General features: G+C 40.7%; 24 protein-coding genes. 18 read left to right on the forward strand and 6 right to left on the reverse strand.

The features are described 5' to 3' along the window. Positions 1 to 11: 11 nt before the first annotated feature. On the reverse strand, positions 12 to 929 hold the full coding sequence (locus WAE64_RS13940) for a helix-turn-helix domain-containing protein (RefSeq protein WP_340237436.1): 918 nt from the start codon (positions 927 to 929) through the stop codon (positions 12 to 14). Positions 930 to 1,003: 74 nt separating this feature from the next. Further along, complete coding sequence (locus WAE64_RS13945) at positions 1,004 to 1,840, reverse strand: NmrA family NAD(P)-binding protein (RefSeq protein ID WP_340237442.1); 837 nt, start codon at positions 1,838 to 1,840, stop codon at positions 1,004 to 1,006. 345 nt (positions 1,841 to 2,185) lie between these two features. On the opposite strand from WAE64_RS13945, the gene WAE64_RS13950 reads away from it, so the two are divergent. From WAE64_RS13950 to WAE64_RS13970, 5 genes are all read left to right on the forward strand, one after another. Further along, on the forward strand, positions 2,186 to 2,608 hold the full coding sequence (locus WAE64_RS13950; protein ID WP_340237444.1) for an OsmC family protein: 423 nt from the start codon (positions 2,186 to 2,188) through the stop codon (positions 2,606 to 2,608). A gap of 363 nt (positions 2,609 to 2,971) precedes the next feature. Next, positions 2,972 to 3,190, forward strand: a complete 219-nt coding sequence (locus WAE64_RS13955; protein WP_340237446.1) for a hypothetical protein — start codon at positions 2,972 to 2,974, stop codon at positions 3,188 to 3,190. 244 nt (positions 3,191 to 3,434) lie between these two features. Beyond that, a complete protein-coding gene (locus WAE64_RS13960; RefSeq protein WP_340237448.1) occupies positions 3,435 to 5,696 on the forward strand; it encodes an acyl-CoA dehydrogenase family protein in 2,262 nt (753 codons plus the stop codon). 303 nt (positions 5,697 to 5,999) lie between these two features. Next, positions 6,000 to 7,220 (forward strand): DUF2809 domain-containing protein, encoded by a 1,221-nt coding sequence (locus tag WAE64_RS13965; protein WP_340237449.1) that lies wholly within the window; start codon positions 6,000 to 6,002, stop codon positions 7,218 to 7,220. Between the two features lie 154 nt (positions 7,221 to 7,374). After that, positions 7,375 to 8,169 carry a thymidylate synthase gene (locus WAE64_RS13970; protein ID WP_340237451.1) on the forward strand — a complete coding sequence of 265 codons (795 nt, stop codon included), beginning with the start codon at positions 7,375 to 7,377 and terminating at the stop codon, positions 8,167 to 8,169. 144 nt (positions 8,170 to 8,313) lie between these two features. Here WAE64_RS13970 and WAE64_RS13975 read toward each other — a convergent pair whose 3' ends face one another. Next, a complete protein-coding gene (locus WAE64_RS13975; RefSeq protein ID WP_340237453.1) occupies positions 8,314 to 8,706 on the reverse strand; it encodes a DUF2141 domain-containing protein in 393 nt (130 codons plus the stop codon). A gap of 179 nt (positions 8,707 to 8,885) precedes the next feature. On the opposite strand from WAE64_RS13975, the gene WAE64_RS13980 reads away from it, so the two are divergent. The 3 genes from WAE64_RS13980 (at position 8,886) to WAE64_RS13990 (ending at position 11,684) form a co-directional block, all read left to right on the forward strand. Further along, positions 8,886 to 10,607 carry a PHP domain-containing protein gene (locus WAE64_RS13980; protein WP_340237455.1) on the forward strand — a complete coding sequence of 574 codons (1,722 nt, stop codon included), beginning with the start codon at positions 8,886 to 8,888 and terminating at the stop codon, positions 10,605 to 10,607. 93 nt (positions 10,608 to 10,700) lie between these two features. Beyond that, complete coding sequence (locus tag WAE64_RS13985) at positions 10,701 to 11,264, forward strand: Crp/Fnr family transcriptional regulator (protein ID WP_340237456.1); 564 nt, start codon at positions 10,701 to 10,703, stop codon at positions 11,262 to 11,264. A gap of 93 nt (positions 11,265 to 11,357) precedes the next feature. Beyond that, positions 11,358 to 11,684, forward strand: a complete 327-nt coding sequence (locus tag WAE64_RS13990) for a DMT family transporter (protein ID WP_340237458.1) — start codon at positions 11,358 to 11,360, stop codon at positions 11,682 to 11,684. A gap of 283 nt (positions 11,685 to 11,967) precedes the next feature. On the opposite strand, the gene WAE64_RS13995 is transcribed toward WAE64_RS13990, so the two are convergent. Then, complete coding sequence (locus WAE64_RS13995) at positions 11,968 to 12,228, reverse strand: hypothetical protein (RefSeq protein WP_340237460.1); 261 nt, start codon at positions 12,226 to 12,228, stop codon at positions 11,968 to 11,970. A 63-nt stretch (positions 12,229 to 12,291) separates the two neighbouring features. Next, positions 12,292 to 13,014 (reverse strand): carboxylesterase family protein, encoded by a 723-nt coding sequence (locus WAE64_RS14000; protein WP_340237461.1) that lies wholly within the window; start codon positions 13,012 to 13,014, stop codon positions 12,292 to 12,294. Between the two features lie 314 nt (positions 13,015 to 13,328). Between WAE64_RS14000 and WAE64_RS14005 the strand changes: the two genes are divergently transcribed. The 7 genes from WAE64_RS14005 (at position 13,329) to WAE64_RS14035 (ending at position 20,773) form a co-directional block, all read left to right on the forward strand. Next, complete coding sequence (locus WAE64_RS14005) at positions 13,329 to 16,160, forward strand: outer membrane beta-barrel protein (RefSeq protein WP_340237462.1); 2,832 nt, start codon at positions 13,329 to 13,331, stop codon at positions 16,158 to 16,160. A gap of 156 nt (positions 16,161 to 16,316) precedes the next feature. Next, the gene (locus WAE64_RS14010) at positions 16,317 to 16,652 is read left to right on the forward strand and encodes an ArsR/SmtB family transcription factor (protein WP_340237463.1); all 336 of its coding nucleotides are present in this window, start codon (positions 16,317 to 16,319) and stop codon (positions 16,650 to 16,652) included. 61 nt (positions 16,653 to 16,713) lie between these two features. Beyond that, positions 16,714 to 17,568: an arsenite methyltransferase gene (locus WAE64_RS14015; protein ID WP_340237465.1), complete on the forward strand. Its 855-nt coding sequence runs from the start codon at positions 16,714 to 16,716 to the stop codon at positions 17,566 to 17,568. Positions 17,569 to 17,571: 3 nt separating this feature from the next. Further along, positions 17,572 to 17,988 carry an arsenate reductase ArsC gene (locus tag WAE64_RS14020; protein WP_340237467.1) on the forward strand — a complete coding sequence of 139 codons (417 nt, stop codon included), beginning with the start codon at positions 17,572 to 17,574 and terminating at the stop codon, positions 17,986 to 17,988. 169 nt (positions 17,989 to 18,157) lie between these two features. After that, positions 18,158 to 19,330 carry a hypothetical protein gene (locus tag WAE64_RS14025; RefSeq protein ID WP_340237470.1) on the forward strand — a complete coding sequence of 391 codons (1,173 nt, stop codon included), beginning with the start codon at positions 18,158 to 18,160 and terminating at the stop codon, positions 19,328 to 19,330. Between the two features lie 15 nt (positions 19,331 to 19,345). Next, complete coding sequence (locus tag WAE64_RS14030; RefSeq protein WP_340237472.1) at positions 19,346 to 20,209, forward strand: chromate resistance protein ChrB domain-containing protein; 864 nt, start codon at positions 19,346 to 19,348, stop codon at positions 20,207 to 20,209. A 57-nt stretch (positions 20,210 to 20,266) separates the two neighbouring features. Continuing rightward, positions 20,267 to 20,773 carry a hypothetical protein gene (locus tag WAE64_RS14035; RefSeq protein WP_340237473.1) on the forward strand — a complete coding sequence of 169 codons (507 nt, stop codon included), beginning with the start codon at positions 20,267 to 20,269 and terminating at the stop codon, positions 20,771 to 20,773. Positions 20,774 to 20,892: 119 nt separating this feature from the next. On the opposite strand, the gene WAE64_RS14040 is transcribed toward WAE64_RS14035, so the two are convergent. Then, entirely contained in the window at positions 20,893 to 21,264 is a 372-nt protein-coding gene (locus WAE64_RS14040; RefSeq protein WP_340237476.1) for a hypothetical protein, read from the reverse strand. Between the two features lie 343 nt (positions 21,265 to 21,607). On the opposite strand from WAE64_RS14040, the gene WAE64_RS14045 reads away from it, so the two are divergent. From WAE64_RS14045 to WAE64_RS14055, 3 genes are all read left to right on the forward strand, one after another. Then, positions 21,608 to 22,975, forward strand: coding sequence for an FGGY-family carbohydrate kinase (locus WAE64_RS14045; protein ID WP_340237478.1), 1,368 nt, complete (start codon positions 21,608 to 21,610; stop codon positions 22,973 to 22,975). Between the two features lie 123 nt (positions 22,976 to 23,098). Then, on the forward strand, positions 23,099 to 24,115 hold the full coding sequence (locus WAE64_RS14050) for a zinc-binding alcohol dehydrogenase family protein (RefSeq protein WP_340237480.1): 1,017 nt from the start codon (positions 23,099 to 23,101) through the stop codon (positions 24,113 to 24,115). A gap of 131 nt (positions 24,116 to 24,246) precedes the next feature. Then, positions 24,247 to 25,338 (forward strand): fatty acid desaturase family protein, encoded by a 1,092-nt coding sequence (locus tag WAE64_RS14055; protein ID WP_340237481.1) that lies wholly within the window; start codon positions 24,247 to 24,249, stop codon positions 25,336 to 25,338. Positions 25,339 to 25,641 lie beyond the last annotated feature (303 nt).

Consider the following 25,641-nt stretch of genomic DNA (forward strand, 5'->3'; position numbering starts at 1 on the left):
TTCCACTCCCATCAATTAAACGCCTGCCTAAAAGCTAGTGGAGAAAAGTTGGTTTTGGTCTTGAACAATTTACTGAATGATTGCGGATGCTCAAAGCCCAAATCATATGCAATTTCGCTGACCGATAGGGTAGTGGTCGATAATTTCTCTTTTGCTTTATCAATCAGTTTATCATGAATATGCTGCTGGGTATTTTGGCCCGTAAGCACTTTTAACAAACCCCGCAGATAATTTGGCGACACATTCAGGGCTTCAGAGATATATTGCACCGTAGGTAAACCGGATTTTTGTAAATCTTTATGGTTAAAATAATCGGTCAGCAATTGTTCCAGACGGTCGAGTAGCTGATGATTGGCTTTTTTGCGGGTGATAAACTGTCTGTGATAAAACCGCTCGGCATAATTAAGCAGCGTTTCAATCTGCGAAACAATAATTTGCTGACTAAACTTATCGATATTAGCATGATACTCCTGCTCAATATGCGCAACAATATTGTTTAAAGTATTTTCTTCTTTGTCTGATAGAAATAGTGCCTCATTTACAGAGTAATCAAAGTATTCGTACTGCTTAATACCTTTGGCCAAAGAGGTATTCCATATAAAATCGGGATGGATGAGTAGCATCCAACCCGAATGTTTTGGCGGCGAATGGGCATCAATCGAAATATTAAAAACTTGTCCGGGAGCCATAAAAAACAGTATGCCTTCATCGAAATCATATTCTTGCTGGCCATATTTTATTTTAGCTCCCGAGTTTCGTTTCAACGAAATAGAATAAAAATCAAGTATCCAGCTATATTGCGCAGTATCGGCCGGATGCTTTATCTGGGCGTAGTCTACCACACTTATCAGCGGATGCTGCGGTTTCTGCAAGCCACGCAATTGATGAAACTCGCTGATGGTTCGTATTCTATGTGTTGTTGTTGCCAATGCCTTATTGTTTATGGTATACAGCCGCAAAATCTTTTGCAAAATCAGTAAGTTTGGTTGGGCTCAGAACCGGCTTATTGCCGTAATAATCTTCGTACAATACCCCACCACGGCGAGCGGCGTTCATTTCCATTACGCCTTCCTTGGGCGGTTTCGGGGTTCATGCCTGCTGTTATCATGCCGTTCAGGCTTTGCTCGTCTGACACCTCCAACCATTTTACATCGTTTCTGCCTATTGCCTCGCCAAGTGTATGGGCTATTTCATTTGGCGATATTTCGTCGCTGGCTATGTATCGAACACTTCTACCGCTAAAAGGTTTTTCGATTTCTTCGGCAATCACAGCCGCAATATCTGTGGTTGATACCCACGGTTCTTGCTCGTGGCCGCCATAATTGGCAATAATTACGCCTTTGGCTTTTATGCTTGGTATAAACGCAAACATATTGTAATAAAATCCAACCGGACGCATAAACTTAATATGCACATCGGCTGGCAATTGGTTAAGGCTTTTTTCAACGTTGTAATGAAACCTCAGAATCCCGTTACCCTCGGCCATGTGTGCGCCAATGCTGCTTAGGTGAATAATCTGTTTTACGCCTGATTGCTCCACAGCCTGTCTGTAATTCTCTCCAATTTTACTTAAACCCGCCACAAAATCAACACTATGGTCGAAAAAACTATTATGGGCGAGCGTTTCCATTAAATAAACTACGTCGGCACCTTTAAAAGTACGTGCCAGAAAATCAACATCTTCCATTGTTCCGATGGCGGCCTTTGCGCCTAAATCTTCAATGGCTGCTTGTCGTGCCTGATTACTGCTGATAACCGTAACCAAATGCCCTTGTTGCACTAATGCCTGTGTTAATGGCTTACTGATGTGTCCTAACGAACCTGTTACTACTATTTTCATTTTTTGTTATATTTATAACGCAAAATTCAGCAGAAGGCAGGAGACACACGTAGCCAAAACGCTCTTTGTTGTAGTCAAAAAAAATATAGGTTCAAAACCCACATTGCGTGAAATAGATTTTAAGGTTTTAATATATCTTCCTTGTAGGACGAAAATATCCTTTAGGATAATATATTTTAAATGCCACCCAACGGGATTAATAGGAATATTTCGAATATCTGATTGTTTAAACCAATCGGTGCAATCCGGAAACTTTACCAAGAGCGTTAAATGTTATGAATAAACAATATATTTGTGGCCTATTAGTTTCACGAATAAGTATCCAGCATTACAACAAATAAAAATATGAAAGTTGAATTAGTAAGAGTAGACGATGCGTTTCATTTTGAAGCGAACGGCGCATCAAGCGTAGGCGTAAACATTGATGCCAATGTTGATATTGGTGGCCATAATCTCGGCGCTCGCCCAATGGAATTGCTCCTGATGGGCTTGGGCGGTTGCACAGCCATCGATGTAATATTGGTTCTGAAAAAACAACGCCAGGTAATTGAAGATTTAAGAATTTCGGTAGAAGGCGAACGTGTGCAGGTAGAAGGAACAGAAATGAAACCTTTCAGAAAAATAAACGTACACTTTGCGTTTAAAGGCACAATCGACCCTGAGAAAATAGAAAGAGCCATTAAGCTCTCGATGGAGAAATATTGCTCGGCCACAGCGCAATTATCAGCCTCAGCCGAAATCACGCATTCATATTCCTTGAATCAGTAGCCTATATTTACTTTTTGAAATGATGTTTTATAATCACAACTAAAAATTGTAACCTTAAAACATCATTTTCTGTTGAGGCGGACGGCTAGTCTACGATTAAAAATCAGCCAGAATATATTTCTAAAAGAAAAAAACTATCAGATTTTTAATTGTACGAGTTTAAATGATGCCTCTTTTGCGGACGGCTAGTCTTGTGTTACTTTTTTTCAGGTAAAAAAAGTAACAACACTCCAACCATAAAAAAAGTAAAGAACTATATTGGTTTAGAGTCCTAAGTTGAAATTGATAATTGCATGATGCACTTGGCATAGTGTTTGTTTCGTTAAAAACATACGTGTTTTTCAACAATAAACATACACTATCATGAAAACTTCAATCACCTATCGTGTGTTGGCAATTGCATTTTTAAGTGTTTTTATCGGCGCATCGGCCCAAGCCTTTGACTGGGGTAAAAGCAAACGAAAAAAAGACAAGCAAGAAGCCAAGTGCTGCAACAAAGCAATGGAAAAGGAATGTGCCAAAGAAATGAAGCAAGCCAGCAAAAGAGCAGCTAAAACCAACAGCGAAAAAGAAACACGCTGAACCAATTGCTTGTATTAACAATCCCTAGTATATATTTTTCTGTTTTGATTACGTAAAATGGTCCTCGAATGGTTCGAGGACTTTTTTTTGTATTAATTCCAATTAATCAAACCCTAATCTACCAATCACTAAATCGCTCATTCACACAATCACTAAAACAATATTCCCTAAGTTGCTGTTGGCTATTTATGCATTAATTACATATATTTACCATTATCAATTACACAACCTTAGTACAAATCACATGGAGAACACAAAATTCAAGGCATTCTTGCCACATTTCTATTTAGTATGGTCTGACGACCTCCTGACCCAAAAAGAGTTAGCTTCTTTCAGAGAATTTATAGATAATCAAAACTGGCTTAGTGAAGAGGAACAAGAAAAACTGCTGGCTAATATTAATATCTCTACGCCACCCTCAAGACCTCAGCTAAACAAGTGGAAAGCCGAAATTGAAGAAGGCTTGAAAAACCTGCCCGAAGCCAAAGATATTTTTGATATTTCGGTATGGTTGTCAGATAACAACCCCGATATTATAGCGCAGGAACAAGCCTTTACGGCGCTCGAAACCCAATTAGGTTTGGCAGGCGAAGAGGCTATCAGTCAGTTCAAGACCTTGGGCAGCAGCTTTACTTCGGTGCACCATACCGTTAGTAGTTTCGATACCGCAAAACTCACCCAGATACTTGATGGCGACACCGCCGATATTATAAAAAAAGTAAAAAGCGTTATCAGTCGGCCAGAATTTGCCTACGAAACTTCAACCGATATTGATGTGTATCGCCAACGGGTTTTTGAATGGTGCAAGATATTGGCCGACGAGAATCTGGGGAATATGGCTTACCCGAAAGCCTACGGCGGTGGCGAAAACATAGAAGATTACTTTGCCATAATGGAAACCCTGAGCTACCACGACCTGAGCCTTGTGATTAAATTTGGCGTGCAGTTTGGGCTTTGGGGCATGAGTGTGATGTCGTTGGGCACAGAAAAACATTATAAAAAATACCTGAAAGACATTGGTTCTTTAGAACTGCCGGGCTGCTTTGCCATGACCGAAACCAATCATGGGTCGAATGTTAAAGGCATTGAAACCACGGGTACTTATAACCACAACGATGGCACTTTTACCATAAATACGCCACACCCAAATGCCCAGAAAGAATACATAGGCAATGCAGCAAAGCATGGGCAAATGGCAACGGTATTTGCCAAGCTGATAATTGATGGCAAAGACTATGGCGTAAATGCCTTTGTGGTGCCATTGAGAGATAAAAAAGGAAAAACCGTAAAAGGCGTTACCATTGGCGACTGTGGCCATAAAATGGGCTTGAATGGCGTAGATAACGGCACTATCCGCTTCGATAACGTGGTGATTCCGAAAGAAGATATGCTGAATCGCTTTGCTTCGGTAAACGATGCAGGCGAGTTTGAAAGCCCGATTCCGAGCGATAACCGCCGTTTCTTTACCATGCTTGGTACTTTGGTAGGCGGGCGCATTGGTATTCCACGTTCTGCGCTTTCGGCCTCAAAATCGGGCTTGTCTATTGCCATTAAATACGGCGACCAACGCCGCCAGTTTGGGCCTGAAGGTGGTTCTGAAGTACCAATTCTCAATTACCGTATGCATCAACGCCGTTTGATACCGCTATTGGCTAAAACCTATGCCATGCACTTTGGGCTGCAATACCTTACGAGTCGATTCTTACATCGCACCGAAGCCGAAATGCAGGAGATAGAAGCACTGGCTGCCGGAATGAAGTCGTACGTAACCTGGAGTGCCAGAGATATTCTGCAAGAGTGCCGTGAGGCTTGCGGAGGCAAGGGCTATTTGTCGGAAAACCGCATTGATGCCTTGAAAAATGATACCGAAATTTATACTACTTTCGAGGGAGATAACACCGTGCTGATGCAATTGGTTGCCAAAAGCCGCTTGGCCGAGTTCAGGAAATCGTTCGAAAATCTGGATAGTATGGGTATGCTGAACTATGTATATGAGCAAACCAAGATTGTGATTATGCAGAAGAACCCAATGGCTACCCGCAATACCGATGAAGCCCATTTGCTCGATGATACATTCCATAAGAATGCCTTCGAATACCGTGAGAAGGTGATTCTGGCATCGGCCGCCAAGCGTCTGAAAAAACTGATTGACGGCGGACTTGACTCTTACGATGCCTTCAACGTGGCACAACACCAGATGCTAGATGTTGCACAGGCTTACCTCGACCGCCTGATGCTTGAGCAGTTTCAGCAGGCAGTTAATGCCATTGAAGATGAAGGCGTAAAAACCATACTTACTAAGCTGAAACAATTGTTTGCTCTGTCGCAAATTGAAGAAAACAAAGGCTGGTATCTGGAAGAGGGCTACATGGAAGCCGTGAAAACAAAGGCTATCAGAAAGCTCGTAAACCAGTTATGTTGGGAAATAAGAACCGACGCTGTACCATTGGTTGAAGCCTTTGCTATTCCGGATTCTTGTCTGGCTGCGCCTATTGCGTTTTTGTAATGGTTCAGCTCATATAAAAGGTATGTTTTTATTCTGATAATATGTTAAAAGTCTCCCTCTCCAGTTGGAGAGGGAGATTTAGAGGGTGAGGACAATTACCGTCAATTTCACTCAATCCTCCAATACTGCAGAAAATACACGCCAAAAGTCTACACTACAGCCCACAGATTTTCCCTAAATTCCATTTAGCCCTCAATTCTTCTCCTATAAACCCCGAGTATCACAAAAAATCTCATAAAATGTATTGCTATTATACTTTCAATAAGTAACTTTGTTTTACAAAGTACTTTTAATCTTTTTGATATGTTCAGTTTCAGACCTAAATATGCACTATTGGCTATTGCTTTTTTCGTAATCGAAGTACTTATTGCCATTTATGTGCATGATTCTTTCGTACGGCCATTCGTGGGCGACTATCTGGTGGTTTTTCTGGTATATTGTTTTGTGCGTGCATTCTTCAATATTAATTATCTGAAAGCCGCTGTCGGCGTATTGCTTTTCTCGTATCTGATAGAAACCCTGCAATACTTTCAGTTTGTGCAGCGTGTGGGGCTGGCAAAATATAAGATTATGGCCATTGTACTGGGCACAAGTTTCGAATGGTACGATATGCTAGCCTATACCTTAGGCTTCATTACCATCATTCTGATAGAATACCGTAGGGGGAGAAGCGTTGAAATTTACCCCAAAACAAGGCATTTAAACACAAGCGTCATGACAGATTTTGTTGACAAAAACTCGATAGTAAGAAAAGTCTGGAGTAATCCTGATGTGATATTGTTCATCTTTGCAGGTTCGGCTGCCGAATTTGCCTTGAACAAAGCGGTTGATTGGCTATATTTTACCGGAAAAATACCTTCTGACCCTCTCGGTCGACTTTTTTCAACTGTGCGTTATGCACAAATGATTGTTTTCTCTGACACCGAAACAGCCCATAAAACCATCGATAAAATAAACGGTATTCATCAGGGCGTTGAGCAAAGCCGTGGCGCTCGTATTCCTGATTGGGCATATAGAGATGTGCTTTATATGCTCGTCGACTACTCGATTACAGCTTACGAATTACTTGAAAGGAAGCTCGAGCCAGAAGAAAAACAAGAACTTTTCAGGGTTTTTCAGGAAGTAGGCCAAAGAATGGGCCTGAAAGATTTACCACAGAATCATGAAAGCTGGCTACCATCGCGTGAAAAGCATTTGCAGGAAGACCTGCTCAATGGCAATTATACAGCCGACCTTTTTCAGCAATACAAAAAACACTTGGGCACGGCACGTTACCTTATTTTATTAGAATGCCAGAAACTAGTTGTTCCGGCAAGGGTGTCGCACTTATTAAATTTTGGTAGCTCCTTTACGGCAAAAACTTTACTTAAGCTGTATTTACTAAGTCGCCAACTGAAAGCTGATAAACTGGTGAAGCATTTTTTATTACCAGCCGAATACAGCGACCAGATACGAGACCTTGATTATAACCAAGCCGCAAAGGCAAGGCAAAAAGAGGCTGGAAACCTTGTGGCGCAATTTTGATTGGGGCTTAGCTTTGCTATTAACTATAATTGCCTTTATGTAGTATGTAAAGAATTAGTAGGGCTAAAATGTTTAGTTTTGCAGCAAACAAACTTTTATTCGGTGAAAAAAATAGATTTGCTACCTTTGCAAAAATATTACGCCAAAACTCCCCATGAAACAATACCAGGATTTACTCCGTCATATTCTTGAAAACGGAACACGAAAAACAGACCGCACAGGCACAGGTACTATCAGCGTTTTTGGGTATCAGATGCGGTTCAATTTACAAGAAGGTTTTCCGCTCGTTACAACCAAAAAAGTACACACCAAATCTATCATTCATGAGCTATTGTGGTTTATCAAAGGTGAAACCAACACGGCTTATCTGAAAGAAAACGGCGTGTCTATCTGGGACGAATGGGCTGATGCCGACGGGAATCTGGGGCCTGTATATGGCAAACAATGGCGTAGCTGGGCAACTACCGACGGTCGCAGTATCGACCAGTTGAAAGATGTAATCAATACCCTTAAAAAATCACCCGATTCACGCCGTATCATTGTTTCGGCCTGGAATGTGGGCGAACTTTCAGAAATGGCGCTTATGCCTTGCCATGCGCTTTTTCAGTTTTATGTAGCCGATAACAAACTTTCGTGTCAGCTTTACCAACGCAGCGCCGATGTATTTCTTGGCGTGCCCTTTAATATTGCTTCTTATGCCTTGCTTACCATGATGATAGCGCAGGAATGCGGCTTAGAAGCGCACGAATTTATCTGGACAGGTGGCGATACACACATTTATCTGAATCACCTGGAGCAAGTTGAATTGCAATTATCAAGAGAACCACGCAAATTGCCTAAAATGTGGATGAATCCTGAGGTAAAAAGCATTTTCGACTTCAAATACGAAGACTTCAAACTAGAAGAATACGACCCATACCCGGCCATCAAAGCTCCGGTTGCGGTTTGATGATTTTCCGTCTTGAACTTTGATTTACCTGATTAAATGATTAAAATGACTTTTAGTGACGTAATTATTATTAATCAGAGTCATTTCCTACAACAATCAGCGAAATCAGGTTAATCAATTAAATCAAAGTTCAAGACGAATAACTTACTTCAAAACAATCTCCAGAGTCTTATTCTCTTTCAACCAGAACAAGCTTTCGTTAAAATCTGGTGGGCCCATTACGGCCTTTACGTTGTTCGACATCCCCCAGTCTTCTTTCGGAATCCCAAACATACCTGTGTCGAGTTTTTTGTTATCGTTTTCATCATGAAATACCCTTACTGAATACTGTCCTGCGCTTAAATCAGTAATATCTACCGTTACCTGTTTATTTACGATAGGCAACATCAGGCGTTTAAGCGATTTTTTCTGAGGCGATAACACCTCCAACATCAACGTACCTTTGTTGCTTTCAAAACCTTTGATGTTTACTTTCAACACCGGATTCTGCGCCACTGCAGCCACAGAAATTAGCATAAAAAACAGTACCTTTCTCATAATTTATTGCTTACTTTGGATTTTTGAAAGATCAGCGAATAAATTCGCCGGCTAATGTAACAAAGGATTGCTTTAATATTTTAATGCGGACTTAAGTCCGCTTATGTAAGTAAAAATTCCTTTGTTGTTTTAGGCACTGAATTTATTCGGTGAAAACAATATTCAACAAATATACACACATGGTTACGAATTCCTATATCATAGAAACACTCGAACTCACTGCAAAGTTAATGGAATTGCACAATGCAGACGAGTTTAAAATAAGAGCCTACACCAACGCAGTTTTTTATTTAGATAAATATACCGGAGATTTAGCCGTACTAGATTTCAGCCAGCTTACGCAGATTCAGGGAGTAGGGAAGATGATGGCCGGAAAAATAGTTGAGATTGTAAGTTCGGGCACTTTGCGTGAGCTGCAGGAATTACTCACCACCACCCCCGAAGGTGTGATTGATATGTTCAGAATCAAAGGTATTGGTGTAAAAAAGATAAAAGTCCTTTGGAAAGAACTAGGCATTGATAACATAAACGACCTGCAAATTGCCTGCGAAAACGGCACAATTGGTAAAGTAAAAGGCTTTGGTGGCAAAACACAGGAAGCAATATTGGCATCGATAGCGTTTTTGAATAGTCAGGCAGGTAAGTTGCGCATGGATAAAGCACAAGCATTGGCCGAAGTGATACAGGAAGATTTACAGAAATATTACGCCAAAGTTGAAATATCGGGGCAAGTACGTCGCAAAAACGAAGTTGTAGATTCGTTGCTATTTCTTGTTTCGAACACTGAGCCACAAACTGGTGGATTCTTTGCCGCTTTGCCCGAAAGTTTTGTTGAAAACGCCAAGGCTTCGTCGCCTTTCACGTGGCGAGGCAGTTACCTTGATAACAAAATTGACCTCGAAATAAAATGGGTACCTCAGAACCAGTTTCTACACAAGCAATTTGTGTATTCGGCTGATGCCAATCACCTGAAACACAAAAACGAAAAAGGACAAACCCTGTTGAAACTCAGCAAAACTGATGGTTTGAACAACGAAGAAGAAATCTACGAAAAATACGGTATCCCCTATATAATTCCAGAAATGCGTGAAGGTGATTTTGAGTTCGACTGGATTCAAAAACGCAAGAACGAAGACCTTGTAACCTGGGATAGCCTGAAAGGTATTGTGCACAATCACTCGACTTATTCTGACGGTCGCCACTCATTAGAGCAAATGGCCACTTATTGTCAGGAGTTGGGTTTTGAGTATCTGGGTATTGCCGACCACTCGCAATCGGCGCAATATGCCTCGGGCTTGCTCATTACAAAAGTGCAGCAGCAGCACGCCGAAATTGAGCAACTCAACAAAAAACTCAATGCCGCAGGAGGTAAACCTTTCAAGATTCTGAAAGGCATTGAATCGGACATTCTAAGCGATGGTTCGTTGGATTATCCCGACGAAGTACTGGCAAGTTTCGATTACATTGTGGCATCTGTGCACTCAAACCTGACCATGACAGAGCCACGTGCCACCGAGCGACTGATAAGAGCCATCGAAAACCCTTATACAACTATTTTAGGCCATCCAACGGGGCGTTTGTTGCTATCTCGCCAAGGCTACCCGATTGATTATAAAGCCATAATAGATTGTTGTGCCGAAAATGGCGTAATAATGGAAATCAACGCCAGCCCGTATCGCCTCGATTTAGATTGGCGTTGGATACAATACTGTATCGAAAAAGGTGTGATGCTTAGCATAAACCCCGATGCTCACGAAATGGAAGGTTATCACGATATGCACTATGGCGTAGCCGTAGCCCGCAAAGGCGGCCTAACTACCGACATGACCTTTAACGCCCTAAGCCTTGTGGAAATGGAAGCGTTTCTGGCGAAGCGGAGGAGTAGAGCATTGGTTGGGTGATATGATAGACAATAGATGAGTAATTAATTGGATTGGTCTTTCAAGGCTAATCCAATTATAGTTTTTATTTCTGTGCTAATGATGCTTTAACTCATGCAAATCCAACAAATCCTCAACCAAATATACCCATTACCAGAGGCTTCGCTGGCGCAGTTGTTAGCCTGTATTGATGAAGTTAGTTTCCCACGAAAACACCTTTTACTAAAAGCCGAGACTATTGAAAAGAAAATCTATTTCATCAAAAAAGGCATTGTAAGGGCTTATGCTTATCAGAACGATACCGAAATTACCTTCTGGTTTGGCAAAGAGGGCGAAACCATCATATCAATGAAAAGCTATGTGGCCAATCAACCCGGCTACGAGAATATAGAATTATTAGAAGACTGCCAACTCTACGAACTACAAACCGAAAAACTGCAAACCCTTTTTGAGCAAGATATTCACATAGCCAACTGGGGCCGCAAGTTTGCCGAACAAGAACTCATAAAAACCGAAGAACGCCTCATTGCACGCCAGTTCAGCACAGCAGCCGAGCGCTATACCGACCTGATTAAAAACCATTCAGATTTGCTCCGCCGAGTATCGCTCGGCTATATTGCTTCATATCTGGGTATTACGCAAGTGAGCCTGAGCCGCATAAGAGGAGAAAAACGATAAACAAAATCGTTTTTTAACATTTGTAAAAGGATTCCGATTCGGGCAGCCCGACCTTTGTACCAATATTTAAACATAAAGAAAGTACAAAGACACATGAACTGGATAATATTAATCATCGCCGGATTATTTGAAGTCGCATTTGCCACCTGTTTAGGCAAAGCAAGAGAAAGCACAGGCACCGAAGCCTATTGGTGGTACACAGGTTTTGCCGTATCTTTAGTAGCCAGTATGCTATTGCTCATGAAAGCACTGCAAAGCCTACCCATCGGCACAGCCTACACCGTCTGGACGGGGATAGGGGCAGTAGGCACGGTGTTAGTAGGTATATTGATTTTTAAAGAGCCAACCAATTTCTGGCGGATATTCTTTTTAATGACCCTTGTCGGCTCTATTATTGGGCTGAAGGCTATTTCGCATTAGAACAAGAAAGTATTTAAAGATAAATAGGTTATACCTTCTGAATGAAATTAGAATATGACATCCCTATGGGTATGCCCAGTCGGGCTATAAAATTGCTCATTTTTGAGTTCCGGAGGAACGTTATATTGGTAGAAAAATAGGTATTTTAAGTGCCAATATCCCTTAGGGATAATACATTTCTGAGTCCCGTTTTTAGAACAGCATTTAGTAGTCAGTAATAGTCTGCAGCATAAAAAAAGCCTCTAAAAAGAGGCTAAAAATAGTATCAAGATTATTTGAATGATTACTTGTTGAAAAACAAAGAATCAAAAAAACGCAGATTCCAGAATGGGATAAAATTATATTTCAGGTCTTGCTTATTTATTTTCCCTATCGCAATTAGTCGGTTGCCTGAAATATAAGGATGATACACTAAAGCCCATACAAGTATAGCAATGGCAAAAAATTGAGAGCTTACCAAATCAAGTTTTGATACCAGCATCAATATTGATAGTGGAGCAAAGATTAAAACATAAAAATTCAATGGATTCTTGAGTGATTGCATATCGTTATAGGGTTTTGATTTCAATCTACAAAACTTTTGGTAAAAATGCAACCCCGTCGGCCTTCACTTCCCTCGCTTCCACTTCAACATCCAATCATAAATATCATCTTTTTCGTATAGATACTGTATCGTATGGCCTTCATTTTCTAGTTTGGTGAATGTAACATTACCCTTGCATTGCTCCAATACTTTTACAACCCGCTCCGTTTCGCTGATAGGAATAATGTTATCGGCTATACCGTGGAAAGTCCAGATAGGCATCTTTTTCAGTGTACTGCATAGCCTTGTCATATCGCTGTCGTTTACACCTCCGCAAAGCGGCACTATGGCTGCCAATTTATCGGCATGGTCCATACCGCCTATAAAAGTGCCATACCCGCCAAGGCTGATGCCTGTCAGATACACACGGTCGGTATCAATTCTGTATTTACTTTTAAGCTCGGTATAGAGCGAATCAAACCAGTTTTCGCTGCTCCAATACTTACCGTCAGGGCACTGCGGCGACACCACAATAAAGTTAACCTCCTTGCCTTTGTCAATCACGTAGGGTAGGCCGTAGCCTTTTAGTTTGTTCAAATCATTTCCCCTATGCGAGCTTCCGTGCAGGTAAATAATCACGGGGTATGGCACAGTTTTTTCGCCATAATCCTTGGGTAAGTACAACAAATAGTTGTAGCGTGCCTTAGGTTTATCGGTTGGCTGGGCATAAGTGCTGTGTTCACAGTTAAATAAAAACAAAAAGAGTAAGGCAAAACAGAGGTAAAAATGCTGCTTGAGTATATACATCACGAATATTGGTTTAAATGCTTGAATATCAGTTTTTTGTATTGATTTTTGGTGTAAAGGTATGCCCGTATACGTTTTTGCTGGCTGCAAGTGCAATTTTACAGAGATTAAATTTTATTTTCTCCATAGTCGAAACATAATTTTAGCTTAATTTAAATAAATGATATTAGATTAATACAATACCAATGTGTAGATAATCGGTCTATTTGATGTGTTTTATCTACACAACTTGCAGGTTGGTCGCCATATTCTTAAGGGGTACTAAACTTTATACCCTTTTATTATTCTAACGTAATGTTAACGATTTACTAACAATGAATAAGCATCTATTTATACTATCACTCACACTTTTAGTTTCTGCTAAAGTCTTTGCTCAAGGAGTAGAAGTAACAGGAACGGTACAAGAGGCCAAAACCAAAATAGCAGTGGTTGGTGCCAGCGTATTTTTAATTAACCAACAAGATAGCACACAACGCAAAGGTGTGCAGGCCGATACTGCCGGTTTCTTCCGATTCACAGGGGTGCAGGCTGGAGCCTATAAGGTTCGAGTAACATCAATCGGCTACGACGACCTCGAAACCAAAGTTACTGTTAGTAATAGCAACAAGAGCCTCGGTACGCTAATAATGGGCGAAAACGCCCGCCAGTTAAGCGAGGTTGTAGTGCGTGAAAAACAGATTCGGGTAGAGCAAAAAGGTGATACTGTGCAGTATAATGCCAGTGCCTACAAAACAAATCCTGATGCCTCGGCCGAAGACCTTGTGAAAAAAATGCCCGGTGTAACCATCGAAAATGGCGTAGTAAAAGCACAAGGCGAAGATGTACGTAAAGTAACGGTTGATGGGCAAGAATTTTTTGGTGATGATGCTACACTGGCATTAAAAAACCTTCCTGCCGAAATTATCGACAAAGTTCAGGTTTTTGACCGCCTCAGCGAGCAAGCCCAGTTTACAGGTTTTGACGATGGCAACTCCGTGAAAACAATTAATATTACTACCACACAAGGCAAAAATAACGGACAGTTCGGCAAAGTTTATGCTGGATATGGCGAAAACGACCGCTATCAGTCGGGTGTGAGCATGAACTTGTTCAAAAAAGACCAACGCCTTACTATTATAGGTTTATCTAATAACATCAACCAGCAAAACTTCTCGAACGATGACATCCTTGGCGTGTTGGGCACCTCAGGCGGTGGTGGTGGTTTTGGTGGCGGCGGCGGCGGTGGTGGCCGTGGCGGCGGTAATTTCGGTGGTGGTGGCGGTGGCCGCCCTGGTGGTGGCGGCGGTGGCGCAAGCGCCCGTGATTTTATGGTAGGTCAACAACCGGGTATTGCCAAAACTACTTCAATAGGTTTGAACTATACCGATAACCTTGGTAAAAAAGTAAAACTGAACACAAGTTATTTCTTTAACTCGGCCAATAATGGTAATTCAAGTGAGTCGCACCGTGAGTATTTAGGAACATTACCACAAACCTACGATGCCGTAAGCACAACCGGAAACGACAATATGAACCACCGGATGAATATACGCCTTGAGTATAATATTAATAAAGATAACTCAATCATATTTACGCCCCGCATCAGTTGGCAAGATAATACCTCGCTTTCAACACTCAACGCACAGACAATACTCGATGGGTCGTTACAAAACACAACCGAAACATCAAGAAACTCAAACAACAAAGGGTTTAATTTGTCAGGAGAATTGCTATACCGCCATAGATTTGCCAAACAAGGTCGTACATTCTCGGTAAGTTTACAAAATAACACAAACGACCGCACAGGCACTAGCAATCAGTACTCTATCAGCCGCTTTTTCTCGCCAACTGATACAACCCAGATTATTAACCAACAAACCAAGTCATTAACCAATAGCAACCGTATTTCGGCCAACTTAAGCTATACCGAGCCTGTGGGTAAAACCGGACAATTACAGTTCGACCACAACATATCGTATAACATGAGCAAGTCTGACCGCCGTGTGAATGCATTTGACGACGAAACGAATACTTATTCTATTCTAAATCAGGGCCTGAGTAGTGTTTTCGATAACGACTACCTTACTAACCGCTCGGGTGTTAGCTATCGTATCCGTAGCAAACAATCGTTCTTTACTGTTGGCGCAGCTTATCAGAATGCACAATTGGCCAGCGAACAGACATATCCGCTTACACAAAACGTGAAATATACATTCAACAGCATTTTGCCAAATGCCATGTTTAATTTCCGTTTCGAAAACAAAGCTAATTTGCGTGTATTTTACCGCACCAATACCAATGCGCCATCGGTTAACCAATTGCAAGATGTTATCGATAACAGCAACCCAACGCAATTATCAACAGGTAACCCAGACCTGAAACAAGATTATTCACACTCGGTGTCGGTGCGTTTTGGTTCAACACAATCAAAAACTGCGCAAAGCATCAATATTTTTGGTAATGTAAGCTATTCAAACAACGCCATTGTGCAGTCGACATTCATTGCCGACCAAGATTATGAGCTTGCCAATGGTATTATACTCTTTAAAGGCTCCCAATTAAACAAACCTGTAAATATGGATGGCCTGCTCAATATCCGTTCGTTTGTGAGCTATGGTATTCCGGTATCATTCATTAAGTCGAACGTCAATTTCAATGCTGGCTTTAGTTATCTCAAAAACCCGAACCTTATCAACAACGCCAAAAGTTTTACCAACAACTACGGCATAAACGGTGGAGTAGTGGTGAGCAGCAGCATGAGCGAAAAACTCGATTTCACGGTTTCGTTTTCGCCAAGCTACAACATTGTGCGCAACAGTTTGCAAACCAACCTGAACAGCAATTTCTTTTCGCAAAACAGCAACCTGAAAGTTAACTGGTTGTTTGGTAAAGGCTTTGTGTTCCAGACCGAGGTTGTCAACCAATCGTACTCTGGTTTGGGTGCAGGTTATAATAGAAGCTTTACACTTTGGAATGGAGGTTTAGGTTATAAATTCCTGAAAAAACAAGCAGGTGAGTTACGCTTCAATGTATTTGATATTCTGAAACAAAACAACAGCATCAGCCGTAACGTATCAACTGCCTACGTAGAAGACGTAAGAAACATGGTACTTGGCCGCTACTATATGCTCACATTTACCTACAACCTGCGTAATTTCAGATTGTAAGAATTTTTAGAAATCATATATAAATCAAATCCCCGCTGTGCAAATGGCGGGGATTTTTTGTAGGAATTTTTAGGCAATAGCTTCAATTCGGTAAATAAAAATTTGGAAAACAAAATCTATGTCGTATATTTACGTCATAGATTTTTATTTTTAACAATGACTCACGCCAAAACACAATTATTTGAAGCCAATCAGCAAGAGATTGCACAAATAGCCAAAGCACTTGCGCACCCGGCTCGTGTAGCCATCATTCAGTTTCTTGCCAAAAAGCAGGTATGTATTTCGGGCGATATTTCAAATGAATTACCACTTAGCCGAACAACAGTATCACAGCATTTGCAGGAGTTAAAAGCCTTGGGTATTATACAGGGCGAGGTAAGCGGGCTTAATGTATGTTATTGCCTCGACCTGAAAGTAGTAAAGCACATCAAGCATATTTTCAATATTTTTTTCGACGAAGCATTGGCTAATCCTCCGGCGCAATGCTGCTAAAATTTTTTGCTTATATATGTCGTAATTATACGTCATAGTTCATTTTTAATTATATAATACCATGTCAAGTTCAGAACAAGATTTAAAAGAATTAGTAAGGCAGAAATATAGCGAAATTGCCTTGCAGGAAGTAGAGGTAAACAAAGCATCGTGCTGTGGAGCAGGGGCTTGCTCTACCGAAGTGTACAACATAATGTCAGACGACTACACCGAGCTGTCAGGCTACAATACCGATGCCGATTTAGGTTTGGGCTGCGGACTACCAACCCAATTTGCCCGCATCAAAAAAGGTGACACAGTAGTAGATTTAGGCTCTGGTGCAGGCAACGATTGCTTTGTAGCAAGAGCCGAAACCGGAGAAACCGGCAAAGTAATAGGCATCGATTTTACAGAAGCCATGATTACAAAGGCACGCGCAAATGCCCAGAAACTTAACTATACCAATGTAGAGTTTCGCCAGGGAGACATAGAGGATATTCCGCTGAGAGATAATACTGCCGATGTAGTAGTAAGCAATTGTGTGCTAAATCTGGTGCCAAACAAAGCAGCGGTTTTTGCCGAAATAAAGAGAATACTTAAACCGCAGGGGCATTTCAGTATTTCGGATATTGTATTGCTTGGCGAACTGCCCGAAAAAATTAAGTCAGTAGCCGAAATGTATGCAGGTTGCGTATCGGGTGCTATTCAGAAAAAAGAGTATCTGCAAATGATTCAGGATGCAGGCTTTCAGAATGTTGTTATCCAGAAAGAAAAACAAATAATTATTCCAGACGATATTCTTGCCAATTATCTTGATACCGAAGAAATTGCCGCTATGAAACAACAAGAAGGCGGCATTTTTAGCATAACAGTTTATGCCCAGAAAGAAGCACTAAGCAAAAGTAATTGTTGCCCACCTGAATCAAACTGTTGCTAAAATATGAAGAAAGTACTGATTTTGTGCACAGGTAATTCTTGCCGTAGCCAGATAGCCGAGGGATACCTTAAGTTTTTTGCAGGCGATAAGGCAGAAGTTTACAGTGCCGGAGTAGAAACACACGGCGTAAACCCAAGAGCCATAGCTACTATGCTTGAGGACGGAATCGATATAAGTGCCCATACCTCAAACCATATTGATGAATACATGGCTATAGACTTTGATTATGTGATTACGGTTTGTAACAATGCGCTCGAACGCTGCCCTTATTTTGCAGGTAATGCCCAGAAACTACACCATGATTTTCCGGACCCTGCCAAATTTCAGGATACTGACGAAACAAAAATAATGGATGAGTTTCGTCGGGTACGAGAGATGATAAAAGCCTATATGCAGCAATTTGCTGTTTCTTCTTTATAATTATTAGTTGCCTGAGGTTGGGGTATCAGGCAACTAATTCAAACCCTTCGGCCGAAAAATAAATATTTTATTAAAACTAGGTCGAGAATTTTCTGGCTTCATTTTTTTGAGGCATCTTGCATATAATTTTATTGAATTCAAATACCCTTATATGAAAAAACTCTAACTCATGAATGCTGTTTTATTAAAAAAATTACGATTCTACCTAATTCAAATTCTCGCACTTATTATCATCATTGAACTGTTCTCTTTTGTTGCCATTCGTCTGTTTCACATTGGCTTGCCTCCTAAAGTTTACTCCAATCAGTTTTTACCATTTTTTGTTGATAACAACAAGGTTTTTGGCGCATGGCACTATGCCAATGCCACCACCAGGCACATTGGGCCATGCTGGAACGTGGAATACAAATTTAATAGCTACGGTGCTCGGGATTCTGAAAAACAAAAAACATCAGACAAAAAACGTATTTTATTTCTGGGCGATTCTTTTATTGAAGGTTATGGAGTAAATGAAGAAAACCGCCTCACAAACATAATGGAAAAAGAAACAGGCATTGAGTGCCTCAACTTTGGTACATCGGGCTCGTTTGGTACTACACAAATGCGCTTGCTTTACGAAACCAAAGCCAAAGATTTCTCGCACAATGCAGTTGTGCTCTCTTTTTTTCCGTTCAACGACCTTGTTGACGACGATTACGAGTTTGGTAAATCGTTTTTTTATACCAAAAACCGTTACCGACCTTATATGGTAAAAGATTCAATCAAAAACGATTATGAACTAATCTACCACGTTGATGCGCTAGAGAAATCGCAGGCACATCCTGATAGTGTTATCAGACGCAGCACCGCCGATTTATTCCGTGATATTTATTATTCAAATACACACGCAATCAATAAAATAGGGGCCTTCATCACCGATTTTACCTATACAGGTGCTATGGTTAATTTCATTGCCGACCGCATTAAGTTTATGCAGGCTGGCACCGAGAACACCTATAAGAGCGAGGTATTTAAGCAGCAAAACGCCAAAGGCATGGAGTTGTTTCAATACAATGTAGCCAGATTAAAAACCGAAATGGGTGCAAAGCCCCTCATAATTTTACTCATTCCGCACCCGCTCGACCTGATTGAGTACAAAAGCACTAAAAAGAGTATTTTCCGTGATGAACTTTTGCGCTTCTGCCAAGCCCAAAACATTGTACTGGTTGATTTGCTTGCAGATTTCGATAAACTCGAATCAACAGAAGGCTATTTTTTGCCATGCGATGGGCACTGGTCGGCCAAAGGCAATGAGTTTGTATCACAAAAACTGAAAGAGAAACTGAAGGGAATTAATTTATAGGTACGCAATAAAACTATGAAATGGATAACCCGAGAAAGACCCAAAATTGATCGTTTGGCTTGTCCATGGTTAATCAGGAAATATGTAGATTCTAATGCCCAGTTTTTTTATGTACCTTTTGATGAAATATTAAAAAAGGCAGCAGAACTAAACGCTATTCCGTTTGACATTCCGGATGTAGAGTTTACACATTACGGCGACCAATGTACATTTGATTACATAGTTAAGAAATATCAGATAACCGACCCCGCCGTTCATATTCTTGCTGATATTGTAAGGGCAGCCGATACCGACAGATATAGTATAGCCAAAGAGGCTGCCGGGCTAGGTGCTATTTCGGCCGGATTGGCTTATAATATCAGAGACGACTACCAATTGCTTGAGCAAGGCTATATAATTTATGATGCCCTGTATAGCTGGGCAAAGCACCTTTACCAACAAAAACACTTACAGAATAGCCCTTTCGAAAAACTTTTGCATGAAGTTTATCATAAGATTCTGAAAGAAAATGATAAAAAGAAAACGCCTGTTTGGGTAAAAGAGCTGAAAAATATTATTCAAGACCAGATTGATATGCAATTCACGTTTGACTTGAAAAAAATCTCGGATGAACTAACCCTTAATCCATCGTATCTGTCAAGAGAATTTTCTAAGTATTTCGATGACCTGAATTTCGGCGAATATGTAAGAAAAAAGCGTATCGAAAAAGCAATCGAATTGATGCAGCAGCCAGAATATTCGCTTACCGAAATTGCGTATCTTACGGGTTTTTCTGACCAAAGCCATTTTACACGTTCTTTCAAACATATTACAGGCGAAAACCCATCAGCATTTAGAAATAAACTCAAAAAAAGTAAAGTAGATACAAAAAGTAAATAGCGTCCTATTTTAGCTCTTTATCCCAGCATAGTTTTGCGCATTACAAAATTCAAAACTATGTTTTTAAGATTCTTCTTTCTGTCAATTTTCTTATGCAGTACTGGGTTTGCTTATGCCCAGAATCAAGCAACTGTTACACATCCCAGAGTAGCGGCTTATGTTGGTATTGTGCACCCAATTGTTACTTTTAGCGAGCATACTACCATCAACTTTAAAGATAACTATATAGTGGGTTTCCCGGTAGGTATCAATCTATGGAAATCACATAAAATAGGTTTTTCTTTAGAAATAGTGCCGCATATATTAGCCGAAAAAGCTACTAGCCGCATGAGCAATCTATTGATCCATCCAGGAATTTTAGTATCGCTTGGCAAAGGCTATACTTTTGCAGGTCGTGCGGCTTTTGAAACCACAGGTCGGTATGGTGTTACGCCCGTGTTCAATAAAGTTATCAAGAAAAACACTAATAGTAATTACTATATAGCTGTACCAATGCCGCTTCGGATGGGTAATAACCGACCTTTATCGTTTACACTCGGCTTTCAGTTCGGCCTGAGTTTCTAAGAACTTAAAGCGCAATTTATGAAAATAATCTTTCTGTAATCAGTAGTTTACTTCATATAAAACACACCAACAAAAAAGGTAGCCCGCATGGGCTACCTTCTATATTGAACTTCACTTTACTATTTCAAAGCCATTTCATCATCTCGTTCAATATCTTGCGCTCTTTTGGTGGCTTCTTTGTGGCCGCTATTGGTAAGCAAATTCTTTTGTTTATAATTTTTGTGCCTGTTGCCTAATTTAACATCATAAACCGTGCTCGAAGGCTCTGGCGTATTAACATGTGCTTTATAATTGCGGTGATTCGCCAACGGATTTGTTGTGTAATCGTCTGACAACGCAATTTGAGACTGTTGAGCAGGCTTGCTCTTCTTTGCTAATAACAGATTTTGCTGCTTATAGTTGGCCGGAGGCGAAGTTTTGCTCTGAGCAAATGCAGTGGTTGTTATCGCAAGCGCAGATAACACCACTAGTGTGGTTATTTTCGTTTTCATTGTTTTTTCGAATAAATTTTGTGTATTAGTACTTACCGTACTACCTATATAACGGCATAAATACTCAAAAAGTTGCGGACAAATTTAAAATTAATTTTTTTTTAAGGTTGTCTGATAAATTACACATATAAGATGATTACCGCCCGATTGTTAGTAAAAAATCCCTTATGCCCATAAAAATGTTCTTATGGTTTGGTATAAGCAATATAAGTACTTTTACTCATTAATCAAAACGAAATTAAAAAATCATTATTCTGGCAATAGCAAAAGAATTATGAAGCGCAAAAGTGCATTAATTGAAACTTGTTTCTTAATTTTGAAACCAAAACACTCATACACATAAATGACTGAAAAGAAAACTTCTACGCCTGTTTGTGCCGTTTTTGATATTGGTAAAACAAATAAAAAATTACTTGTTTTCGACCAGAATTATGAACTATTAAAAGAAGAACAAGTGCAGTTGGAAGAAAGACTCGACGACGACGGTTATCCTTCTGACGACCTGCTTCAACTCACAAACTGGATAAAAAATAGTTTTCAGGCCCTCTCTCAAAATCCTGATTTTACGATAAAAGGGCTGAACTTTTCGGCATACGGTGCAAGTTTTGTGCATTTAGATGGCAATGCCAGGCCCGCAACTGCCCTCTACAACTACCTGAAGCCTTTCCCGAAGCCTTTGCGTAAGTCTTTTCTTGAAAAACACGGCAGCGATGTTTTCAGAGAAACCGCCTCGCCCGATTTAGGTATGCTCAACTCGGGTTTGCAGTTATACTGGCTCAAAGAGCAAAAACCTGCGCTATTCCACCAGATACGCTATTCGCTGCATCTGCCGCAATATTGTAGCTTTTTGTTTAGTAACAAGGCCATCGCTGAGATAACCAGCGTAGGCTGCCATACAATGCTCTGGGACTTTGATAAAAACAATTACCACGCATGGGTAGAAGCAGAACACCTGCACTCGGTTGAGCAGGCGCCCATGTTAAGCAACAATGTTTTTACCGATGTTATACCAAATCTGGCTATTGGCGTAGGTATCCACGATAGCTCTGCGGCTTTGGTGCCATACCTTAAAACCTTCGACGAAGACTTTATCCTGCTTTCTACGGGCACTTGGGCTATCAGCCTTAACCCTTTCAACGATACCCCGCTTACAAGCAGCGAACTGGCCAAAGACTGCCTCTGTTACCTCAATTACGAAGGTAAACCCGTAAAAGCTTCAAGAATATTTGCCGGAAACGAGCACGAGCGACAAATAAAGCACCTGGCGAGCTACTTCAACGTGCACGTAAATTATTATAAAGACGTGAAGTTTGATAGTAACTTAATTGTGTATCTGCGCAATAAATTCAAACAGGCAACGCCTGATACTGCCGATGTGTTGCTAGACTGCCCATTTGTAGAGCGAAACATCAACCTCTTTAAATCTTACGAAGAAGCATACCACCAGTTTATGCTCGATTTGGTGGCGCAACAAATAGCTTCTCTGAAACTAGCCATTGGCCGCACCGACGTAAGAAAGATTTTTGTTGATGGCGGGTTCTCAAAAAACGAGATTTATATGAATCTACTGGCCGATGCCTTTTTCAATAAACAGGTTTTTGCTTCCGAAATCGCCCAGGCATCTGCCCTTGGCGCTGCCCTGGTAATCCACGAACACTGGAACACCCAGCAAATCCCCGAACAGATTATTAATTTGAAAAGATACTTTTAAAAATGGTGAATTTTGAATGGTGAATTAGCGAATAAATCAGGTAGTATCATTTATGATTAGCTATTTTAATTATTTATTCGCTAATTCACCATTCGCCATTCACAATTAGCTCCCCAAACACAAATGAAAACCCTCACGCTACAAGAAGCCGGAAACTTTGTTTATGGAACACTGCCCGAACCAACCAATATTGAAGCCCACGAAGCACTCGTGAAAATACACCGCATAGGTATATGCGGTACCGATTACCATGCGTATCGTGGTCGGCAGCCTTTTTTTACTTATCCTCGTGTGTTGGGTCATGAATTGGGTGTTGAGGTAATAGCCGTCGGAGAGCAGGTAAACAACATAAAAGTTGGCGATAAATGCTCGGTAGAGCCATATCTGAACTGTGGGCATTGCCAACCTTGCCGCAACGGCAAAAGCAATTGCTGCGAAACCCTGCAAGTGCTGGGCGTGCATACCGATGGCGGCATGGCCGAATACATGAAACTGCCTGCCAATAAACTTTATGCATCGGCAAAACTAAGTTACGACCAACTGGCTCTGGTTGAAACCCTGGGCATTGGTTGCCATGCTGTAAATAGAGCCGACATTAAGCCTGCCGATAAAGTGCTTGTAATAGGAGCGGGGCCAATAGGGCTTGCCTGTTTGCAATTTGCCAAAATAAAAGGAGCTAAAGTAGTAATGCTCGATGTGAACGAGTCAAGACTAGCCTTTGCCAAAAACACCATGCAGGCCGATGCAACCGTGATGGTTTCAGACAATAGCGCTGACGATATTAAGGCTGCTTTTGATGGCGATATGCCTACGGCCATTTTTGATGCCACAGGCAACCCAAGCTCAATGATGCGTACTTTTGAACTGGCAGCCTTTGGCGGCAAAATCATTTTTGTAGGCTTGTTTCAGGGAGATTTAACTTTCTTCGACCCACTCTTTCATCGCCGTGAGCTTACTATTCTGGCAAGCCGCAATGCTTTGCCCGACGATTTCAGATACATCATTCAATTAATGGAAGAAGGCCGCATTGATACAAACGCCTGGATAACCCACCGCATAGCTTTTGATGAGGTAGCGAGTAGCTTTGAGAGGCTTTTGCAGTCGGGTAATGAGTTGGTAAAGGCACTAATTGCGGTTTAAAACAACTTTTTTAATAATAAAGTGCTATTAGGGCAATAAATTTTTCAAGTAATCGTATTAAAATTATAATTCTCCGAGAAATAATTGTAGATTACACAAGTTTATAACCCTTACCTACCAAAACCCATTTAATGAAAGCTTCAAAATATGCGAGAGTGAAGTTCCTGAATAAGGATAAATCACTCTTTTTTTCTGCCCTGCGTGAAAACGTGGATGCCTATTTTTATGAGAATCAAATTGCTAAAACCGGAGGAAACAAAATACTTACAAAAGCTATTTGCTTGCTCACAATCTACATTGGCTCTTATGCCATGATACTCTCAGGTTTTTATTCAAAATGGCAAATGCTGGCTTTGGCTGCGCTTATGGGCGTTGGTGTAGCCGGTGTTGGCATGTCAGTAATGCACGATGCCATTCATGGCTCTTTTTCAGAGCGTAAATGGATAAACAAATTGTTTGGCGCATCGCTATATCTGCTAGGCGGCAATGTCTATAACTGGGAGATTCAGCACAATAGACTGCACCATACCTACACCAATATTCATGATGTTGACGAAGACATAACGGGTAAATTTCTGCTGAGGCTCTCATGTTGCGACAAGCACAAGGCAATTCACCGTTTTCAGCATATATATGCCTTTTTTCTATATAGTTTAATGACAATCTCGTTTCTGTGGAAAGATTTCAAAGAGATTTCGCTCTACAACCAGATGTCGAAAACCGGGCTTGTAAAATCATTCCCACGCCGAGAAATAGTGTACCTTATTATCGGTAAACTTGCCTATATATTGATTATAGCTGTTTTGCCTATTTACTTACTCGATTTAACTTTCGGACAATGGTTTATTGGCTTTATGGCTATGCACTGTGTAGCAGGGTTGATATTAAGCACAATTTTTCAGTTGGCGCATATAGTAGAAGGTGCTAGCCAACCTGCACCCGACGAAAAAGGTAATCTGGAAAACTCGTGGGCTATTCATCAATTGCATACCACAGCAAATTTTTCGAGCAGAAACTACGCCCTTTCGTGGTATATCGGCGGGCTTGATTATCAGATAGAACACCATCTTTTTCCGCATATTTCGCATGTGCATTACCGTGCTATTTCACCAATTGTGCGTAGCACTGCACAAGAATTTGATATTCCGTATAACGATAAAGCCTCTTTTGCCAAAGGGCTCAACTCACATATCAAAATGCTAAAGCATCTCGGAAGCAACTAAGGCACTTATAAACAAAAACTGTGTAATATTGTGTTTGGTGTAATGGCTATTAGCCACAATGTACACAAAAACACAATGTTACACAGTTTTATTTTATAGCGTTCTTAAATACTATTCGTCTTATCTCACGCCCTTTGTTTGGTGTTATGTGTTTAGCCACAATGTACACAAAAACACAATGTTACACAGTTTTATTTTATAGCGTTCTTAAATACTATTCGTCTTATCTCACGCCCTTTGTTTGGTGTTATGTGTTTAGCCACAATGTACACAAAAACACAATGTTACACAGTTTTATTTTAT

The sequence above is a fragment of the Emticicia soli genome, from assembly GCF_037860775.1.
GTDB classification, from domain to species: domain Bacteria; phylum Bacteroidota; class Bacteroidia; order Cytophagales; family Spirosomataceae; genus Emticicia; species Emticicia soli.

Excerpts from the sequence above, each read along its gene's own strand:
- WAE64_RS13945 (WP_340237442.1), bottom strand. The coding sequence starts at position 1,840 with ATGAAAATAGTAGTAACAGGTTCGTTAGGACACATCAGTAAGCCATTA.
- WAE64_RS13950 (WP_340237444.1), top strand. The coding sequence starts at position 2,186 with ATGAAAGTTGAATTAGTAAGAGTAGACGATGCGTTTCATTTTGAAGCG.
- WAE64_RS13955 (WP_340237446.1), top strand. The coding sequence starts at position 2,972 with ATGAAAACTTCAATCACCTATCGTGTGTTGGCAATTGCATTTTTAAGT.
- WAE64_RS13960 (WP_340237448.1), top strand. The coding sequence starts at position 3,435 with ATGGAGAACACAAAATTCAAGGCATTCTTGCCACATTTCTATTTAGTA.
- WAE64_RS13965 (WP_340237449.1), top strand. The coding sequence starts at position 6,000 with ATGTTCAGTTTCAGACCTAAATATGCACTATTGGCTATTGCTTTTTTC.
- WAE64_RS13970 (WP_340237451.1), top strand. The coding sequence starts at position 7,375 with ATGAAACAATACCAGGATTTACTCCGTCATATTCTTGAAAACGGAACA.
- WAE64_RS13975 (WP_340237453.1), bottom strand. The coding sequence starts at position 8,706 with ATGAGAAAGGTACTGTTTTTTATGCTAATTTCTGTGGCTGCAGTGGCG.
- WAE64_RS13980 (WP_340237455.1), top strand. The coding sequence starts at position 8,886 with ATGGTTACGAATTCCTATATCATAGAAACACTCGAACTCACTGCAAAG.
- WAE64_RS13985 (WP_340237456.1), top strand. The coding sequence starts at position 10,701 with ATGCAAATCCAACAAATCCTCAACCAAATATACCCATTACCAGAGGCT.
- WAE64_RS13990 (WP_340237458.1), top strand. The coding sequence starts at position 11,358 with ATGAACTGGATAATATTAATCATCGCCGGATTATTTGAAGTCGCATTT.
- WAE64_RS13995 (WP_340237460.1), bottom strand. The coding sequence starts at position 12,228 with ATGCAATCACTCAAGAATCCATTGAATTTTTATGTTTTAATCTTTGCT.
- WAE64_RS14000 (WP_340237461.1), bottom strand. The coding sequence starts at position 13,014 with ATGTATATACTCAAGCAGCATTTTTACCTCTGTTTTGCCTTACTCTTT.
- WAE64_RS14005 (WP_340237462.1), top strand. The coding sequence starts at position 13,329 with ATGAATAAGCATCTATTTATACTATCACTCACACTTTTAGTTTCTGCT.
- WAE64_RS14010 (WP_340237463.1), top strand. The coding sequence starts at position 16,317 with ATGACTCACGCCAAAACACAATTATTTGAAGCCAATCAGCAAGAGATT.
- WAE64_RS14015 (WP_340237465.1), top strand. The coding sequence starts at position 16,714 with ATGTCAAGTTCAGAACAAGATTTAAAAGAATTAGTAAGGCAGAAATAT.
- WAE64_RS14020 (WP_340237467.1), top strand. The coding sequence starts at position 17,572 with ATGAAGAAAGTACTGATTTTGTGCACAGGTAATTCTTGCCGTAGCCAG.
- WAE64_RS14025 (WP_340237470.1), top strand. The coding sequence starts at position 18,158 with ATGAATGCTGTTTTATTAAAAAAATTACGATTCTACCTAATTCAAATT.
- WAE64_RS14030 (WP_340237472.1), top strand. The coding sequence starts at position 19,346 with ATGAAATGGATAACCCGAGAAAGACCCAAAATTGATCGTTTGGCTTGT.
- WAE64_RS14035 (WP_340237473.1), top strand. The coding sequence starts at position 20,267 with ATGTTTTTAAGATTCTTCTTTCTGTCAATTTTCTTATGCAGTACTGGG.
- WAE64_RS14040 (WP_340237476.1), bottom strand. The coding sequence starts at position 21,264 with ATGAAAACGAAAATAACCACACTAGTGGTGTTATCTGCGCTTGCGATA.
- WAE64_RS14045 (WP_340237478.1), top strand. The coding sequence starts at position 21,608 with ATGACTGAAAAGAAAACTTCTACGCCTGTTTGTGCCGTTTTTGATATT.
- WAE64_RS14050 (WP_340237480.1), top strand. The coding sequence starts at position 23,099 with ATGAAAACCCTCACGCTACAAGAAGCCGGAAACTTTGTTTATGGAACA.
- WAE64_RS14055 (WP_340237481.1), top strand. The coding sequence starts at position 24,247 with ATGAAAGCTTCAAAATATGCGAGAGTGAAGTTCCTGAATAAGGATAAA.